19 protein-coding genes are annotated in these 16301 nt (G+C 61.8%); 12 read left to right on the forward strand and 7 right to left on the reverse strand.

Annotated elements, in window-relative coordinates:
• Positions 1 to 354 precede the first annotated feature (354 nt).
• The gene (locus tag QRN54_RS14255) at positions 355 to 840 is read left to right on the forward strand and encodes a TIR domain-containing protein (protein WP_285182304.1); all 486 of its coding nucleotides are present in this window, start codon (positions 355 to 357) and stop codon (positions 838 to 840) included.
• 5 nt (positions 841 to 845) lie between these two features.
• Positions 846 to 1781, forward strand: coding sequence for an HIT family protein (locus QRN54_RS14260; protein WP_285182306.1), 936 nt, complete (start codon positions 846 to 848; stop codon positions 1779 to 1781).
• 174 nt (positions 1782 to 1955) lie between these two features.
• Here QRN54_RS14260 and QRN54_RS14265 read toward each other — a convergent pair whose 3' ends face one another.
• Positions 1956 to 2798, reverse strand: a complete 843-nt coding sequence (locus tag QRN54_RS14265; protein ID WP_285182308.1) for a ThiF family adenylyltransferase — start codon at positions 2796 to 2798, stop codon at positions 1956 to 1958.
• Positions 2795 to 3451: an N-acyl amino acid synthase FeeM domain-containing protein gene (locus QRN54_RS14270; RefSeq protein WP_285182310.1), complete on the reverse strand. Its 657-nt coding sequence runs from the start codon at positions 3449 to 3451 to the stop codon at positions 2795 to 2797. Before QRN54_RS14270 ends, QRN54_RS14265 begins: the two co-directional genes overlap by 4 nt.
• Before the next feature lie 696 nt (positions 3452 to 4147).
• On the opposite strand from QRN54_RS14270, the gene QRN54_RS33740 reads away from it, so the two are divergent.
• From QRN54_RS33740 to QRN54_RS14310, 8 genes are all read left to right on the forward strand, one after another.
• Complete coding sequence (locus tag QRN54_RS33740; protein ID WP_285182311.1) at positions 4148 to 4378, forward strand: hypothetical protein; 231 nt, start codon at positions 4148 to 4150, stop codon at positions 4376 to 4378.
• A gap of 56 nt (positions 4379 to 4434) precedes the next feature.
• Entirely contained in the window at positions 4435 to 5832 is a 1398-nt protein-coding gene (locus QRN54_RS14280) for a TnsB C-terminal domain-containing protein (protein WP_285182312.1), read from the forward strand.
• 4 nt (positions 5833 to 5836) lie between these two features.
• The gene (locus tag QRN54_RS14285) at positions 5837 to 6745 is read left to right on the forward strand and encodes a TniB family NTP-binding protein (protein WP_095972676.1); all 909 of its coding nucleotides are present in this window, start codon (positions 5837 to 5839) and stop codon (positions 6743 to 6745) included.
• Positions 6742 to 7971, forward strand: coding sequence for a TniQ family protein (locus tag QRN54_RS14290; RefSeq protein ID WP_095972675.1), 1230 nt, complete (start codon positions 6742 to 6744; stop codon positions 7969 to 7971). Before QRN54_RS14285 ends, QRN54_RS14290 begins: the two co-directional genes overlap by 4 nt.
• Positions 7972 to 8146: 175 nt before the next feature.
• Positions 8147 to 9313, forward strand: a complete 1167-nt coding sequence (locus QRN54_RS14295) for a site-specific integrase (protein ID WP_285182317.1) — start codon at positions 8147 to 8149, stop codon at positions 9311 to 9313.
• Entirely contained in the window at positions 9310 to 10392 is a 1083-nt protein-coding gene (locus QRN54_RS14300; RefSeq protein ID WP_285182318.1) for a recombinase, read from the forward strand. Before QRN54_RS14295 ends, QRN54_RS14300 begins: the two co-directional genes overlap by 4 nt.
• A gap of 96 nt (positions 10393 to 10488) precedes the next feature.
• The gene (locus QRN54_RS14305) at positions 10489 to 11076 is read left to right on the forward strand and encodes an SMI1/KNR4 family protein (RefSeq protein WP_166503098.1); all 588 of its coding nucleotides are present in this window, start codon (positions 10489 to 10491) and stop codon (positions 11074 to 11076) included.
• 123 nt (positions 11077 to 11199) lie between these two features.
• The gene (locus tag QRN54_RS14310) at positions 11200 to 11976 is read left to right on the forward strand and encodes a recombinase family protein (RefSeq protein WP_285182322.1); all 777 of its coding nucleotides are present in this window, start codon (positions 11200 to 11202) and stop codon (positions 11974 to 11976) included.
• A 110-nt stretch (positions 11977 to 12086) separates the two neighbouring features.
• Here QRN54_RS14310 and QRN54_RS14315 read toward each other — a convergent pair whose 3' ends face one another.
• On the reverse strand, positions 12087 to 12350 hold the full coding sequence (locus QRN54_RS14315) for a hypothetical protein (protein WP_230544130.1): 264 nt from the start codon (positions 12348 to 12350) through the stop codon (positions 12087 to 12089).
• 194 nt (positions 12351 to 12544) lie between these two features.
• On the opposite strand from QRN54_RS14315, the gene QRN54_RS14320 reads away from it, so the two are divergent.
• A complete protein-coding gene (locus QRN54_RS14320; protein ID WP_234552569.1) occupies positions 12545 to 13171 on the forward strand; it encodes a hypothetical protein in 627 nt (208 codons plus the stop codon).
• Positions 13172 to 13691: 520 nt separating this feature from the next.
• Positions 13692 to 14039 (forward strand): hypothetical protein, encoded by a 348-nt coding sequence (locus QRN54_RS14325; protein ID WP_223304650.1) that lies wholly within the window; start codon positions 13692 to 13694, stop codon positions 14037 to 14039.
• A 356-nt stretch (positions 14040 to 14395) separates the two neighbouring features.
• Here QRN54_RS14325 and QRN54_RS14330 read toward each other — a convergent pair whose 3' ends face one another.
• The 4 genes from QRN54_RS14330 to QRN54_RS14345 form a co-directional block, all read right to left on the reverse strand.
• Entirely contained in the window at positions 14396 to 14683 is a 288-nt protein-coding gene (locus QRN54_RS14330; protein WP_019750075.1) for a hypothetical protein, read from the reverse strand.
• On the reverse strand, positions 14683 to 14886 hold the full coding sequence (locus tag QRN54_RS14335; RefSeq protein ID WP_019750074.1) for a three-helix bundle dimerization domain-containing protein: 204 nt from the start codon (positions 14884 to 14886) through the stop codon (positions 14683 to 14685). The genes QRN54_RS14330 and QRN54_RS14335 overlap by 1 nt, the downstream gene beginning before the upstream one ends.
• Before the next feature lie 369 nt (positions 14887 to 15255).
• Positions 15256 to 15849 carry a PaaI family thioesterase gene (locus tag QRN54_RS14340; RefSeq protein WP_019750071.1) on the reverse strand — a complete coding sequence of 198 codons (594 nt, stop codon included), beginning with the start codon at positions 15847 to 15849 and terminating at the stop codon, positions 15256 to 15258.
• Complete coding sequence (locus tag QRN54_RS14345) at positions 15846 to 16292, reverse strand: universal stress protein (RefSeq protein WP_019750070.1); 447 nt, start codon at positions 16290 to 16292, stop codon at positions 15846 to 15848. The genes QRN54_RS14340 and QRN54_RS14345 overlap by 4 nt, the downstream gene beginning before the upstream one ends.
• Positions 16293 to 16301 lie beyond the last annotated feature (9 nt).

Below are 16301 nucleotides of genomic sequence, written 5' to 3' on the forward strand. Positions count from 1 at the left end.
CCGACACGTCGACAACGAAACAGTCAATCTGGCTGAGTGGTATTTTCCCAGCGACGCCGCCGATGTCCGGTCCGAACCGCCCTCATGCGTCTTTTCTATTGACTAACGGTGCCCGCTCGGTACTCGATAAAGCTGCAAAGGTCGACGGAACTGACTACTTGAGAACGATCTTTACCGACGGGTCCCAGGAAGTCGCTGAAGTGGCTGTAGTCTCGCGCCAGTAATCGAAAAGTGCTCAAGTGATGGCCGCCGATTTGGATGCGCTGTGATTGGAACTTAGGCAAGACCGCAGGATTGTCGGTAGTCGCTTCTATGCTTGCCGAGACCCGCTCAATGACATGGGAGGACACGAAAGTGGCCCGTTCAATTTTTGCGAGCTTTCACTACACCGGTGACGCCGACCGTGTGCAGCAGGTACTGAAGATGGGTGCCATCGAAGGTGACTCGCTCGTGGTTGCCCAGGATTGGGAGTCGGTGAAGTACAAGACTGACGCCGCGATCGAGAATTGGATTCACACGCAGATGCTGCGTAAGAGTGCAGTGGTTGTTCTAGTTGGTTCCGAGACTGCTTCGCGTAAGTGGGTGGACTATGAGATCCGTAAGGCGTGGGACGACTACCGACCGCTCGTTGGAATTCGTATCCACGGTTTGAAGGGTCTGGACGGGAAGACGTCCAGCCGCGGCGCTAACCCGTTCTCCAACGTGAAACTGAAGGGTGGCGCTTGCCTGGACTCCGGCGTTGATCTGCATGATCCTGTCGGGGGTACGAGCACTGACGTGTACAAGAACATCGCCGACAACATCGACTCCTGGATCGCCAACGCCAAAAAGCGAGCCTGACAGAGGTGGCCCGCGAACCCGGTTGCGTCTTCTGCGACATCGTTGTTGGGGACGCTCCTGCGCGGATGGTGACGAAGGGTCGCGGCATCAGTGTTTTTCTACCGGACGAGCCCGCCACACGGGGGCATGTCCTTGTCGTGCCGGATGATCACGTGTCCGATGTATGGTCGTTGACTCATGGCGCGGCTCGAAATCTGGCCTCCGAGACGATTCGGATTGCTGGTGCTGTGCGCGATGCTATGCAGCCGGATGGGCTCAATGTCATTCAGTCGAATGGGTTAGCCGCTAGCCAAACGGTGGATCATCTGCACGTTCACATCTTGCCGAGATGGCATGGGGACGTTGTTGGAGACTTTTGGCCGGCGCCGAACCCGACATGGACGCCGGCACAACTCGACGTGATGCGGTCCGAGTTGGAGCCTGCTGTGGCGGCCTCCAAACCGCCCGGCTACGACTTGACCAGTGACCAAGACCGAGAGGACCGGCGTAAGCATCTGGACCTTATCTCGGGGGCGATCGGACGGATGGCAGGGTCTTCGGCAGCAGCAAAAGCGTGGTCCGTGACACTGGCGGGCGCCGCATTTGGTGTCGCTCTTGTGCGTGAGAGTTGGCCGTTCCTCGCGGTCGGAATCCTAGTTCTCGCGGCCTTTGGCGCTTTGGACTCCCGTTATCTGGACAACGAACGCAGAGCCAGGCGCGTGTATGACTCCGTGGCCGACGACAACTCCGCGGTGCCTTTGTCAATGAGTGGTCTCGCGACGAATTCGGGCCCCCGGCGCTGGTGGTGGCCGAGCCAGTTCCGCAATTGGTCAGTATGGCTGTTTTATGCGCCGCTGGCGGTCATCGGCGGCGCCCTTCTCGTTATCGCCCTTATGGCCGGATCCGCACAGGGTCCTAGCCATGAAGTTCCGACGCCGGACGGCCAGCACCAAGGTCGATAGAGGATGCCGAAGGGCCTTGACCCGTGGATTGGACACGCTTGATCCCGGTCTCAGGCCGGGGGCGAGAAGATCGATCCCGATGGCAAAGAAAAATTACACCGAATTCCGCCGCGACGCGATCGAGTTGTATAACCAACCATCTGGGAACACAAAAGACAGTTGTGACGCGCCTGGTCAGCGTGTCAGCAAAGCCGCCGCCAAGGACACGGCAAACCGCACTCGTGAATGCCGGGTGACCCGGCAACAGCCGGTCATCAGATCGATCCTGAACAGTCGCGGGGCAGTGGCGTGGGGACGCTGCCCCCACAGAAGTTGGCAGACCATGGTCGATAACACTGCAGCGCTCAACTCGACGGCGGGAGCGAGTGCCGGCGCTTGGATTTCCCCGCGCGCAAGGCGCCGCAACTCGGACAAGCGCACATACCGGGGAACCGAGACGATCCACCGCCACAAAGGCGCCGCTTCCACGTCTAGTGCGGCGCAGTCCCGCTTGTAACCGAACATTTCCTCGAATGTGCTCGTAGTAGGTAGGTATGCCGTTGCCCAGATTCCGTACCCAACTTCGACACCAAGTACTACAGGGATGCCCTGCTGCCGGGCCTGCTGCGCTATGAGGAGTCCAAGTTCCGGATGCAGGTAGTCGGTCCCGTCGATCACGACATCCACGCCGTCGAGCAGCTCTGCCAAGTTCTCGGCCGTTACCCCGCCGGGGTTCGTGAAAACGCTGACTCCTGGTGCCGCAATCCGGCACAGTTCGGCAACGACTTCTGCTTTGTTCCTGCCCAGTGTCTCGCTCGTGCATGCGGCCTGGCGGTTAAGATTGGTCGAGGAAAAGTGGTCCGGGTCAGTCAGTTTCAGTCGGCCGACGCCCATCCGTGCAAGTACTTCAGCGACTCTGCCACCGACTCCGCCGACGCCTGCGACCAGGACGGTGGCTGCATCCAGTGAGTCCTGTTGCTCGGCCGAGATGAGACCGGAATTGCGGGCCAGCCACAAGGGGCGCGGTGCCTCGATCATCGGGGTGCAACCGGAACTCTGGCTTCGCTGAATATGTCTGCGGTGTCTACGATCCCGTGGAACGGCTCCTCGAAAAAGTCGCCGAATCGTGTCAGGTTGTTTCGACGGTCGTCCGCCGACTTCAAAGAAGCAATCACATCAGAAACACGAATGCGAACAGCGACATTCTCTGTGTTGTAGAGGTGCCGCGGAGGGCTCAATACTTCTACTGGAAAGCCGATTTCTCGCAGTGCCTCAAGAAAAGGGAGCTCGACTTCCATGTATGCGAAGTCGTACTGTTGATTCACCGCAACGGTGTACATGATTTTGTAAAATCCCAGAGTGATGAAGGTCTTCCGATATTCTTTTGCGATAGCAAAACCTGAAATCTCGAACGCGTTGCTCTCCACCGGGAGGTCGAAGTGGTTCGCCACCTGCAGGTTCGTTGTGCGACCATCGATGATGCGGCAGGTTCCAACCGGCCCGGTGCTGTCGGATCCGGCATACACGACGTGATGCTGTGAATGCTGGTCGTATTCATCCGTGTACAGCCCGCACTCATCCAGATCTTCTCGATTGATCAGGCCTGAGTCCAGATACAATCGAGCCCGCAAGGCCGACCATGTGACCAAACCGCTCTGATTCTCAACTATTTCGTAACGAAAAATTGACATTAATTAGTTCGCTTCCGATTGCCATGTTCCAACAAATTTGAAGTAGCCGATAAACATCCTTATCTGCCAGAAATGATTTCACAAATATTCGTTGAGCAATATCCTCCGTTCGAATGACATGATCGGCATGACATCTGCTGCAGTTTCTCTGTTGGGCCGTCTTTTAGTCCGACCCGGGCAGGAATCGATGGCGCAGACATCCGCCGCGCGGCTAACTGGCTTCTTCTTCACTCAAGGTGTGAGCGTTTTCGCCCTCGCGAACACGCAGGCTTCGCCGCAGACGGGAAATCCGGAGTGCCGGGCGGTCTTCGTCGCTGACCGGAATGCGGAATACTCGATTAGCAGACTTTGTCGTAGCATTCGCACGTTTCCTCCGATGGTGGTGCGTCGCCCCGTGCCTCGGGCGGACGTCTCCAGCCGATGGAGTATTTGCGTCGGATTCTAGAACTCCTTCCCACGGACCGCCTTCCCGAAAACTCCCTGAGTTCCTTCCTGCGGGTTTCGGTGTGCGTTTTGACCATCGTCATACCGGACGATCTCGAACACGCTCCTACGTGCGATTCATGTCATTTTCAGAAGTCGACTGCACGGTGTCCTGCGATTTCGGCCTTGCGTGCAGTTGTCTTCTGACATTCTGTGTTCAGAAGTGCAGTGCACTCGGCAGCTGCGCTCGAGGCCATGCTGCGGAGGCGTGTCGTGGATGCGGAGAGAATCAGCATCGTCGAGAGCGGCGTACTGACAGCGTCGGATGAGCAGTGGGAGCTGGCCCGGTCGAGGTTCGCGGTCTTGGCGCCGTTGGCAGGGGTGGACACAGTCGGTTTCGCGGCGGCCGACGAGGCTGCCGAGCGGTTGCAGCTCTCGCGCCGGCAGGTATACAGCCTGATCGATCGGATTCGCTGCGGATCAGGGCTGTCACCGATCTGCTGATCGCACCGCCTTCGGGTGGCCGCGGCCGGGGCCGAGTGAGCGCCGAGGTGGAGGAGGTGATCGCCGATTATCTCGCGAAGGAGTTCTTGAAGCGGCAGAAACTCAGTGTCGCGGCGATATACCGCCGAATTGCGTTGGCCTGTCATCGATCAGGATTGCGGGTGCCGGCGCGCAATACGGTGGCAACGCGGATCGCAGCGATGCATCCCGGAACTGTAGCCAGGTTGCGTGGGGGCCAGGATGCTGCGCGGCCGCGCCAAAGCGCCGGCGGTGTCCCTCCTCCGGTGGAAGCGGTACTCGAGCAGGTGCAGATCGATCACACCGTGGTGGATCTGATGATCGTCGACGAGCACGACCGCGAACCGATCGGCCGCCCGTATCTGACCATGGCGATCGACGTATTCAGCCGATGTGTCCTCGGTTTCGTGGTGACGCTCGAACCGCCGTCCGCGGTATCGGTCGGGTTGTGTCTGGGCCGGGTGGCCTGCGACAAGAATGGCTGGCTGGAGGCGATGGGGTTGGCCGGGCAGGTGCAGTGGCCGATGGCAGGAAAGCCGCGGCGGCTCTATCTCGACAACGCAGCGGAGTTCAAAGGTGAAGCGTTGCGTCGGGGCTGCGAGCAGCATGGCATCGATCTCGGATACCGACCACCGGGTCGCCCGCATTACGGCGGCATCGTCGAACGCATCATCGGAACCGCCATGCTCAGGGTGCATGAACTACCCGGCACCACGTTCTCCGATCCCGCTGCTCGGGGCAGCTACGATTCGCAGGCAGCAGCGGTGCTGACCCTGACCGAGCTAGAACGATGGCTGGTTATTTCGACATCCTCGTACCACGGGAGCCTGCATTCGAGCCTCGGTCAGAGCCCGGCAGCGAAGTGGTCCGACAGCATCACCACACTGCGGAACCCTCCGCCTGTGGTGGTGGACGAGACTGCGTTCGTCGTCGATTTCCTTCCGGTAATTCGCCGGAGATTGACCCGCACGGGATTCACCATCGATCATGTCCAGTACTTCTCGAACACGCTCAAACCGTGGATCAGTCGCCGGGAGCAGTTGGGTACATTCGTCATTCGGCGTGATCCCCGCGACATAAGCCGAATCTGGGTCCTCGAACCCGACAATGGTGCAGGGTATGTCGAAGTGCCGTACCGGACGCTCTCGCATCCGGCGGTCACGTTGTGGGAGCACCGCGCTGCAGCCGCCCGGTTGCGTGAGCGGGGCCGCACACAGATCGACGAGAGTGCGTTGTTCTCGATGATCGAGCAGATGCGTGAGATCACGAACGGGGCGAAGAAGGCGACCCGCACCGCGCGGCGTAACCGCGCCCGCCGCCAACACCTACCCGTCCCGGCAACCACATCATCCGGGGCGATGAGCACTCCGCCGCCGGACGATCCCACCGCTCCCAGTGATGTCGTCGCGGCGTTCGACGACATCGAACAGTGGTGACTTCATGACCGAGCCTGCAGACGATGATCTGACACATCTGCATCACGCGGCACAACCGCTGGCGATGCTCCCTGCGGCGCAGCGTATTCGGCATGTTCGGGCCGACCGCTGGATCGGCTATCCCCATGCCCTGGCGGTGATCGAACAGCTTGAGGTGCTGCTCGCGTGGCCCGATCGAGGGCGAATGCCGAACGTGCTGCTCGTCGGTCCGACGAACAACGGCAAGTCGATGATCATCGAGAAGTTTCGCCGCGCTCACCCGCCGGTCAGCGTCCCCGACCGCGAGCAGATCCCGGTGTTGTGTGTGCAGATGCCTTCGGAGCCGTCGGTCAGCCGCTTCTACGTGGCATTGTTGGCGGCGTTGGGGGCTCCGCTCCGTCCGCACCGAAGAGTCCACGAGCTTGAGCAACTGGCACTGACGTTGCTGCGCGCCACCGGTGTGCAGATGCTGGTGATCGACGAACTGCACAACCTCCTGGCCGGCCGCGACGGTGTTCGCCGCGAATTCTTGAACCTGCTGCGCTACCTCGGCAACGAACTACGAATGCCGCTAGTGGGTGTCGGGACCCGCGAGGCCTATCTGGCGATCAGGGCCGACGCGCAACTCGAGAACAGATTCCATCCGACGATTCTTCCGGTGTGGGGCAACGATTCCGATACCCGTTCGCTGCTCGCGAGCTTCACGGCCAGCTTTCCGTTGCGCAAGCCCTCACACCTGACGTCGGAGGAGATGACCGGATATCTGCTTGCCCGCAGCGAAGGCACCATCGGGGAGCTGTCGATGCTCCTCACCGCTGCCGCGGTCGCCGCGATCGAGACCGGCGAAGAAGCGATCACCCACCACGTTTTGACGATCACCGACTACACCGGCCCCAGTGGGCGGCGCCGACAGTTCGAACGCGACCTGGCATGAGCAAGGGGGTCGAGGAGGTGCAGCGATGGCCCCTGCACCCGCAGCCTCAAACCGGTGAAGCACTGACCTCCTGGCTTCGCCGAATCGGAAACCTCTACGGGATCAGCAACATCGTCCAGCTCGTGAGCGAACTCCACCCCGATGGCGCGGGGTCGGATCTCGATCGAGACATCCCCGATGCCGCGGCCCGAATGCTCGCTGCCCGCAGCACCGTTGCGCTCGATCAGCTACAACAGATGAGCCTGTCGGGCTGGGTTCCGTGGCTGCTCGACAGCACCGACCCAGAGGAATGCGACTTCGACACTTACGTCCACCAACTCTCGGTCCTGATCCCACCGCAACTTTCGAAGGGTGATCGCCCCCGCCGCGCTCCAACAGAACCGGGATGGCTGCCGTGGGTCACCGACACCCCCAACGACCGCGTATGCCCGGTCTGCATCGGTGCCGGCGACGCGGACACTGTCATCGGTGTGAAGTTGATATGGCAGCTGTCGCTAGTGGCGAGCTGCCCCGAGCATCGCTGCCGCCTCGAACCCTGTCATGTCGTACCTGGTCAGATCGTATTCTGGGACAGGAGTGTCTGTGCCCTCGGTAAGGACCTGCGCCCCACCCCGGTGCACAGTACGGTCACCGCCCTCGATCACCGCACCACCGCTGCCCTGGCAGAAGGCAGCGTGCTGTTGCCCCGAGCTCGTGTGCACGCGGGTCTGTGGTTCCGGATGCTGCGCACACTGATCGACGAGATCTGCATCCCGCTCAGCAAAGCCGGCACATATGCCCGCGATCTTCGGCTGATCTGGGAATGCGCCGATGACCGGCCACCACGTGCACTCACTCGCCCGTTCGAATATCTGAATCGGGCCGATCAGAGTCGGATCCTCGCCGGAGCCGCTGCCGCGATCACCCTCATAGAGGACGGCACGATCACCGCGGCTGGAACACACGGCGATCTACTCAGCCCCTACCCGGCTGATGCAGTCTTCGCCGGAATACCCTTCCCACCTTCGGTACCAGCGCCGCCGGCGCACACGGACACCGCATCCAGTGCGTGGGAAAAGTTGCCCGCGCTGATCGACGCCGTTGTTGCCGCAGCCCGAGAAAACGCCGACACCGCCCGATCCCTACACGCATTCATCCTGCTCGGAGCCCGCACCGACCAGCAGATTCGCAAGATCGACGACACGTTCAACGAGCTGGGCATCGACATCGGCAACCGAGATCGGTGACACGATCGATCGCCGCGTCGAAACAGGGGTCTGCAGGCATCGCTGCGCGTCACCCACGGTCGGTGTGCGGTGACCGACGAGAAATATCGTTCCCGCACCGTCTCTACTGAAAGCGCAGTTCAACACGCTTTTCGTCTAAACGGATGTGTCGGAGGGTGTCGCTACTGTTCCGGCCATGAGGAATGAGCAGCTCACCGGCCGCCACCGCACGTCTTCCCCCGCTGCGGCGGGCACTGCGGCGGTGTTCCCGGAGCTGCCCGACGATGTCGCCGCCCGGATCGGGCGATCGATGGAATCGGCTCGCTCCGACGGCACCCGGCGGGCGTACGAGTCGGCGTGGCGACGATTCGAGCACTGGTGCACCGCCCACAGCCACAGTTCATTGCCTGCGCATCCGGTGACCGTCGCTGCGTATCTCGTCGCAGCCGCCGACACCCTCACCACCACAGGAACCCGCGCTTACGCCCCACCCACATTCGCCAAGTGGGTCGCCGCGATCGCCGACCGCCACCGACGCGCCGGCCACGAGTCCCCGACCTCGCACGAGATCGTGCGCGGCACCCTCGCCGGGATCCGCCGCGACTACGCCGCCGCCGGAGATCGGCCGCGCAATCCGCGGGCACCGTTGCTGACCGCCGACATCACCACCATCACCGCCGCCGCCCGAGATTCTGTCGCCGGATGGGCGGACGAGGTCCTCGAACGCCGCGACAGCGCCCTGATCCTGATCGGCTACACCGGGGCGTTCCGCCGCAGTGAACTCGTCGAATTACAGTGCGGGGACGTCAAACTCGACCGCCTCGACGGGGTGCATGTTCGACTGCGGCGCTCGAAAACCGATCAGGACGGCACCGGCACGGTCCGGGCTCTGCCATTCACCACCCGCCACGAACACTGCCCGCCCTGCGCATGGGCACGGTGGGCGCAGGTCGTGGCAGCGTTCGACACCGGCGGACGTGTCGGGGTCATCCGAATACTCACGACATCCGGCCCATTCGATGCGCACGTCTGCCGCGGCGCCATCCCCAAGACGAGTGCACAGGCACCGTTGTTCCGGTCGATCCGCAAAAACGGGAACCTCTCCGACACCCCGTTGTCCGGGGCAGCGGTCCATGCCGCGATCCGCCGCCGCGCCACCGCAGCCGGCTACGACCCCGCCGTGGTCACACAGTTGGGTGGGCATTCCTTGCGGGCCGGTTTCGTCACCCAAGCCTTTCGCAACGGCGCCGACGCCCACGCCATCATGCGCCAGACCGGGCACACCACCCCCGCCATGGTCGAGGTGTACGCAAGAGAAAACGCGCCCTTGATCGGTAACGCCGTCAACGATCTCGGCCTATGACCACCCACGTCGATGCAGGCGACGACATCACCACCGAGTCGAGCACCGTCGACAACATCACCAGTGCTACCCATCTCGCACCCCAACCCCCGGAGCTGCAGCTACCGGCGCGGGATCGGCATACCTGGATGTTGTTCACGGACTGGTGCGCCGCCCACGACCAATCATCGTTGCCGGCATCACCGGAACTGCTGGCCAGATTCCTCTCCGCCCACCCCACAGGTACGGTCACGCAGCGCCGGCGTATCTCCGTCATCGACACAGCCCATCACCGCTATGGCTTCCCGGCGCCGGGGCGCAGCGACAATATCCGCGCCGCCCTCGACGCGACGCGCAGGGCACGCCTCGACAATCTCGCCGCCCGTACCGGTGAGGTGATCTCACGGCTTCCCGAAACGGGTTGGCCGGCAGCGTTGTTTGCCCGCCGCGACGCCATGATCCTCACCCTCGCTCCTACCGGACTGACGTACACGCAGATCGCGGCGCTGCGTATCTGCGACGTCACCGCCGATCCTGTCACCGATGCCCTACACGTCGACACGATCAACGGTGTACGGGCGGTGACCCCGCCGGGGCTTGTAGCAGCCGAGGCCTCCCCAGCGCGGGTGTATCGGCGGTGGATGGAAGTTCTCGGATTCTCGGACCGGTATTTCAGCACCCACATGCTCGCGGGCCTCATGGACACCGGCGACGGCAACGAACTCGCCGGCCACGACGGACGCATCGACCCGGCCGATCAGCGGCCGCTACTGACCCCGATCGACCGATGGGGCCACACCCCACTGACCGCCACGCCGCTCACCGCTCGTGCGGTAGCCGACATCACCGCCGCGCACCTATCCGGGCAAGCACCGCGGCACATCCGTCCACCCGTGCGGAAAAGTCCCGAAAACAACAGCTTCACAACAGAATCGGCTCCGGTCGAGCCGCTCGGCGACGACTACTACGAACACGGTATCGCGGCCCGCAAACACGCTCACGACACTCTCGGCAGTGTCACATCGGCCCTCGACGAGGTCGAGGACCGAGCCGACCGACTCCTCGCGGAGCTGCTCGAGCTCATCGAAGGTCCCTTGTGAAGAGACATCCATGAGCGGTGGTGATGCTCTCGCCGAGAGTGCAGTCGTCTTCTGAAACTGACACCCTCGAAAAGGCTCGTTGGGTAGCGTGCGTTCATGAGCGTGGAAGAGAACTGGCTGAGGCTTCACGATTGGTGCTTGCGGGAAGCCCCGATAACGGCCGCGGCGATCGACCCACCAGCGGGCCAAAGTTTCGTGGACGAGGTCGAAGCATTGACTGGCAGAAAGTGGCCGACCGAACTACGGACATGGTTCGGTCTCCAGAACGGGAACCCGGACGGAAGGCACTCCGCCCTGATATTTCCGGAATACCAACCGCTACCGTTGGATCTCGTCGCATCTCGATGGGCATCGATGACGGAAATGTGGGCAGATACGACGGCAGCAGTCGGCGGCCTCAGTTTGCTCGACGAGCCTGCGGGGGAGGTCTCTGGAACTTACTTGTCCGCGTATATCCCGATCGCCTTCAACATTCGAGGCGATCTTTTGTTCGTCGACACCCGAGCTGGCCACTCCAGTGGATGCGTACGCGGATTTATGGGAGAAGACAACGATCAGGGCGAAAGTTGGGCATCCATCGACTCGCTTCTGGAGGAGGTTGTTGCTTCACTCGAGGATGGACGCCCGTGTCGCGGTTGGGTTCCGAGCATCGACGAGGGCTGGCTGCACTGGGAATTCCCTTAGGACTCCACGATGTCTCACCTGACACTGTCTCGACAACGAACGATTGATGGACCCGGTGGCTTCGATAGGAACACCCGATCAATTCCCCGACTCGAGGTTCAGCAGTCAGGGAATGACTCAGTGATGATGCTTCCGCCGAACGCGCAGTCGTCTTCTGAAAAATGCAGTCGTCTTCTGAAACTGACACTGACGTGGCGAAATTTCGTACCGAAACGTCCAATTTTGGTGTCCGTTGGATTTGTCCGTTATGGCATAGGCTCTAGTGGACAATTCGTGTTCGGCAGTGGGGGTGGCGTGAAAATCGGGTATGCGCGGTGCAGTACGGTCCGGCAAGACACGGCGGTTCAGGTTGATCTTCTGGCGAAGGCCGGGGTGGATCGTGACATGGTCTATGTCGATCATGGTGTCAGTGGCCGGCAGGCTCGCCGGCCGGGTTTGGATAATGCGATCAACGCGGCTCGGGCCGGCGACGTGTTTTGTGTGACGAAGCTCGATCGGCTGTCTCGCTCGGCGAAGGATTTGCATGAGACGGTGGAGCGGATCGCGGAGAAGGGTGTGTCGCTGTCGATTGATGGTCAGGTGTACGACCCGGCTGATCCGATGGGGAAGATGTTCATTGGCATTCTTGCGTTGATGGCGGAGTTCGAGTCGGATCTGATTCGTTCCCGCACTCGTGATGCTGTTGCCGCCGCGACAGCTGCTGGGAAGATGAAAGGTAGGCCGCACAAGCTCTCGCCCGAGGAGCGTGCGTACCTACTGCAAATTTATGAGACGGGCCAGTTCAAGATCGAAACACTATGTAAGAACACGGGTTTGAAGCGTTCGTCGTTGTATACCAATATCCAGCTTGCGCGGATCGAGCGGGAAGCTAGCGGCCGGACCCCTCGGGTCGAGAACTGAGCTCGAAAGTGGGATCCGGCCGCTAAGTCAATGGTGCAGATGTTGTCGGTCTAGTTGTCCCTCAAGCAATTTCGACCAGTTGATATTGAGGTCGACACCCGTATTTTAGATCAGGCGGGCGTGAAGGCATTGCGCAACTGCGCTGTTACCACGCCTTCGAGACAGGTTGCGAGGTCGATGTCTTCTCGCAGGGTTGCTGATGCGTTGGCTGCTCCGACGGTGCCAGCGCACAGGTTCCATGCGAGTCGGTGCGCGGTGGGGGTGTCGGTGAGTTCTCCGTCGGTGATGGAGTTTTCGACGATGTCACTGATCGCGTCAACCCAGTGCGCGAAGGCTGCGCCGTTGACGACGGTGGGTTCGAGGGTGAGTTTCATTCCTGCGCAAAGGTTGGCGTTCTCGGCAACCAGGGCCATTGGGATGATCGCAAGGGCAGCCGCAATGGCAGGTACGAGTGGACTGTTACCGAAGCCCACCACAGGTCATACCCCGGATCTTCAACTGGTTGTCGGCACGTGTCTCTACAGTCAACTCGGGTAACAGTCCGGATCGAGTGTCAGGAGCAGGGCCGATGACGTTCGTCAACGATGCTCCATCCTCGCTGCCCGGCATGCCCGACAGCGCTCCCGCGCTGCGGGCGTTCCAGATGACGTTGATCGGGCAGCCCCAGCCTGTACGCATTCCGGAGCGTCTGTGGCGTTCTTGGCTCGACAATCCTGCCGTCGTTTCTCGTTTCGAGTCCAAGCGATTCCGACGCCGCCGGGAGCAGTGCTGGCCGTGGATCGGCGGTGTGTCTTCGACCGGGCATGGTTCCTTCCGGGCGGCGAGTCTGCCTGGGCCGTCCCGCCGCGGGACCGTGCCGGCGCATTTGTTCGCCTACCAACTCGAAGACGGTGTCATCTCGAGGTTGGGCTGGTCCAACACCGACGACGCGGTGCTGTGCCACCAATGCGACTTCGCCGGCTGCACCAACCCGGCACACATGCAGTTGGGAACCAATCGCAGCAACCGCAGCGAATACGAGCTCCGGCGACGCAACATCGCCAGCCCACTCGCCGACGTTCGAGGACCCGCGGGTCGCACTCGCGCCATTGCCACCGCGATCCGTACCGGGATCGAACAAAACGTAGGAGTCGACGTCATCGAAGAGCGCATCGCTGCGGCCGAGGCTGCAGGACGTCCGCTCTCGCTCTGGTAGCGAATATTGCCATTCGATACTGACGATGCACGTTCAATGTGGGTGTATTTCGTTGCGGTGCAGCGACTTTCATCCACAAAATGACATAATATAGGTTATCGGCGAACGTATGGGCGGCAATCTATTGACCGCAACACATCCGGCACATTCAACTTTGGCGATCGAACGCGAAGCGCCGGCGACGGCATTCGGTCGCTGCCCCGGAACCCGATCCGTTAGAACATCGGCACGTTCGCTCGTGGCGCGAGTTTTCCAATCTGTAACTTTCGATATCTGTGACCCGGCGGGACAGAAAGGTATACATATCTCATGTGCCCGGCTAACGACAAGGAGACCGATGAACATGCTGGACCTTTTCTCGTTCGTGATGCCTCGATGACTGCCTCCGGCGTCGCCGCGCCTACACACCGAGGTCTTCCCACCACATCCGGCAGGAAAAGCCCCGCTACCACCACTCGCACCACCACGACATACGGCTCGGATACGCGATGACCATTCTGCCTGCAGCGGCGGAGCCCCGATGAGCAGTCCTCGCCGCATCGCGCGGCTCTACTCTGCCGCGAACAGTCACGAGGTGCCGCCGGCACACCAACTGAACGCACGCGCCCGGCGCACCCGAACGGCCCCGCCCCCGGACGTCATGGCCGCCGTAGAATTTCTACTCGCAGAGCCCGATGCCTACCTCTACCGGCGTCGCTACCTCGACCTCATCACCCACACCCTTGGCCCGGACGGCACCGCCGTCACCGACTACACCGCCGCCGAAAAATACCTCCTCACCGCCGACAGATGCAGAAGAGCAATACAACGTACGACCGACCTTTACGCAGTGCCGACAAGAAAACCCGGAAACGACGCGTCCAGGTAGGCGCAATTCGCGCCCCCACCAGGCAGCGAATTGAACAAGCCAACGGCGAGCCCACAAATCTGGAAATGATCTATTCCCTGACCGTCACCTGCTCCTGACGCTCGATCCCGGACTGTTACCCAGGACCACGAACCCCAAGCCACGGCGCCGAACCTCATCCAATGCACTCTCCGGAGTATGTGCGCTAGGGCACACCCCGCCGATATAGGCCGCCCAGACGACCACAGCAGGGGCAGCACTCGATGCTGGTTGTCGATCCATCCCCGCAGCTCACCGTCCCCGTACATTGCTGCCTGTGGATAGAGGGAGACTCCGGACCGCGTACTCAGCGCGATCAATGCTGCGAGGGAAACCGATCAGCTGCGGAGAGAACGTGCGGCAGGCACATCGGTAGGACTGTTGACGGCAGGAAAGCGGCGTACCAGTTGCTCAACCAGAGCGTGCACCCGATGAAGGTCCTTGCGCAGAGCCGCCGCATCGGTGCGCGCAGCCGACGCCAACACCGGTGCGACCGGACGCGCACCCCGCACCAGCCGCAGCGCGGATTCGATGCGCTCCGACAACTCGTCGATCTCCGAATTCAACAGAGCCAGAAACACTCTCGCCTGCGCAACATCGGACTCTTCTGCCGCGGACACAGCCATTATGAAGCGACCAGCGAGGAAAGTTTCTCACCCGCCATGCGCTCGACGAGCAGAGGAACAAAATCACGCACCTTGTGACCGTCGAAATGAGCATGAGCAGACGCAACAGCGTCCGCAACGACATCAGCCGATATCGACGGATACTTCACCGACAACCGCGTCACCGCATGAGCGATCAGTCGTTCTTCCTCTTCGGTTTTCATCGGTAAATACTGCGCCCCACCTGCCCATAGTTCAACAGGAGACGACTATCGACTACGCGCAACGATCAGCACCTAGTCACGCTGCGCTGCCACGAGCCGAAACCGACCGCCGAGGTCGCCCCACACCGGCGACGGGTGCGCGGAACCGGGATGCGATCCTCACGCAATCTCTCACCCTGAAACCATGAGCACCGTCCCGTCGTCGTGACCGAACACGGCCGCAACGCCGCGTTCTGCGACCTGATGGCGCGCACCGGCCTCCGGTTGGGGGTGTACAGCCGGAGATATTTACCCGGTTCGATCACGTCTCCGACTGCCGCCACGGACGGCACAGCGCTCTGCCGATCGCGGATCGGCTAGAGGGACACGTCAGGGACTGTCCATCTGAGGGCCTTGTTGGTCTTCGTGTGTAGTGGGCGCGGTCGCCGCCGAGGCGTTGTGTCGGGGGGTCAGGAAGTGGTCGATGTCGACGATGAGGAACAGTGCGGTGGCGGTAGTGACCACGTGGGCGTGGTTGTTTTCGATGGTGGCTCGCAGGTGTAGTTTGCGGCCTGCGCGGGAGTGGATGTGAGAGCGGAGGGTGTAGGGGGTGTCGAGCAGGACCGGGGCGAGGTAGTCGATAGCGAGGTGGCGGGTGACGGCGAGCTCTCCCACGGTGTAGAGCAGAAACCCGAACAAGTCGTCGAGGACGGTGGCGACCGCGCCCCCGTGGGCAATCGCTGGGGCGCCGACATGGCGGGAATCGAAGCTGTGGTGGGCGTAGACGCCGTGTGCGTCGCGTCGGACGCGCAACTGGTGGCCGTGAGGGTTAGCCGGTCCGCAACCAAGGCAGTGGGGGTGGTGAGGCGGCAGGTCGACGTGTTCAGGCGGCGCCACAGCGAAGGTACGGATCCAGTCCTCGGCCTCGAAAGGTTCGGGGCCGGCGGTCTCGGGTGTGTTGGTGTTGGGTGTGTGCTCGGTCATGGACGCCTTCCGTAGGTGTCCTCACCATTAGCAATGAGGATGTCGCAGTGGGCTTTGTGGGCAAGCTCGGCCGGCGAGGTGAATAGCAGCCGGGCCAGTGGTGACCGGTGGGGGTTCGCGGTGACGATGAGGTCGTCGGCGGTCGGGCCGGCTAGGTGAAACAGTGCGCGGACGGTGGGCTCGGGCAGGATGCGAGTTTCGATGTCGACGGCGCCGTGGGCGATCGCATGTTGGTGCGCGGTGCGCAGGATGGCGTCGGTGGGTGTGGTAGCTCGCAGCCGGTCGACGTCAGTACCGAGTGCGCGTTCGTCGATGTCGTGACGGGCGCAGATGATCAGGAGTCGGGCGTGGGTGACGTGAGCCAGCTCGGCGGCGTGGTCGACCACGCGGTAGGAGTAGTCGGATCCGTCGGTGTCGACGAGGATCGTGCGATAGGCCGTCATGATGGGGCC

The sequence above is a fragment of the Rhodococcus sp. MEB032 genome, from assembly GCF_030208925.1.
Taxonomy (GTDB): domain Bacteria; phylum Actinomycetota; class Actinomycetes; order Mycobacteriales; family Mycobacteriaceae; genus Rhodococcus_F; species Rhodococcus_F qingshengii.

Excerpts from the sequence above, each read along its gene's own strand:
- QRN54_RS14265 (WP_285182308.1), bottom strand. The coding sequence starts at position 2,798 with ATGATCGAGGCACCGCGCCCCTTGTGGCTGGCCCGCAATTCCGGTCTC.
- QRN54_RS14270 (WP_285182310.1), bottom strand. The coding sequence starts at position 3,451 with ATGTCAATTTTTCGTTACGAAATAGTTGAGAATCAGAGCGGTTTGGTC.
- QRN54_RS14285 (WP_095972676.1), top strand. The coding sequence starts at position 5,837 with ATGACCGAGCCTGCAGACGATGATCTGACACATCTGCATCACGCGGCA.
- QRN54_RS14290 (WP_095972675.1), top strand. The coding sequence starts at position 6,742 with ATGAGCAAGGGGGTCGAGGAGGTGCAGCGATGGCCCCTGCACCCGCAG.
- QRN54_RS14295 (WP_285182317.1), top strand. The coding sequence starts at position 8,147 with ATGAGGAATGAGCAGCTCACCGGCCGCCACCGCACGTCTTCCCCCGCT.
- QRN54_RS14300 (WP_285182318.1), top strand. The coding sequence starts at position 9,310 with ATGACCACCCACGTCGATGCAGGCGACGACATCACCACCGAGTCGAGC.
- QRN54_RS14305 (WP_166503098.1), top strand. The coding sequence starts at position 10,489 with ATGAGCGTGGAAGAGAACTGGCTGAGGCTTCACGATTGGTGCTTGCGG.
- QRN54_RS14310 (WP_285182322.1), top strand. The coding sequence starts at position 11,200 with ATGATGCTTCCGCCGAACGCGCAGTCGTCTTCTGAAAAATGCAGTCGT.
- QRN54_RS14315 (WP_230544130.1), bottom strand. The coding sequence starts at position 12,350 with ATGAAACTCACCCTCGAACCCACCGTCGTCAACGGCGCAGCCTTCGCG.
- QRN54_RS14320 (WP_234552569.1), top strand. The coding sequence starts at position 12,545 with ATGACGTTCGTCAACGATGCTCCATCCTCGCTGCCCGGCATGCCCGAC.
- QRN54_RS14325 (WP_223304650.1), top strand. The coding sequence starts at position 13,692 with ATGAGCAGTCCTCGCCGCATCGCGCGGCTCTACTCTGCCGCGAACAGT.
- QRN54_RS14330 (WP_019750075.1), bottom strand. The coding sequence starts at position 14,683 with ATGGCTGTGTCCGCGGCAGAAGAGTCCGATGTTGCGCAGGCGAGAGTG.
- QRN54_RS14335 (WP_019750074.1), bottom strand. The coding sequence starts at position 14,886 with ATGAAAACCGAAGAGGAAGAACGACTGATCGCTCATGCGGTGACGCGG.
- QRN54_RS14340 (WP_019750071.1), bottom strand. The coding sequence starts at position 15,849 with ATGACCGAGCACACACCCAACACCAACACACCCGAGACCGCCGGCCCC.
- QRN54_RS14345 (WP_019750070.1), bottom strand. The coding sequence starts at position 16,292 with ATGACGGCCTATCGCACGATCCTCGTCGACACCGACGGATCCGACTAC.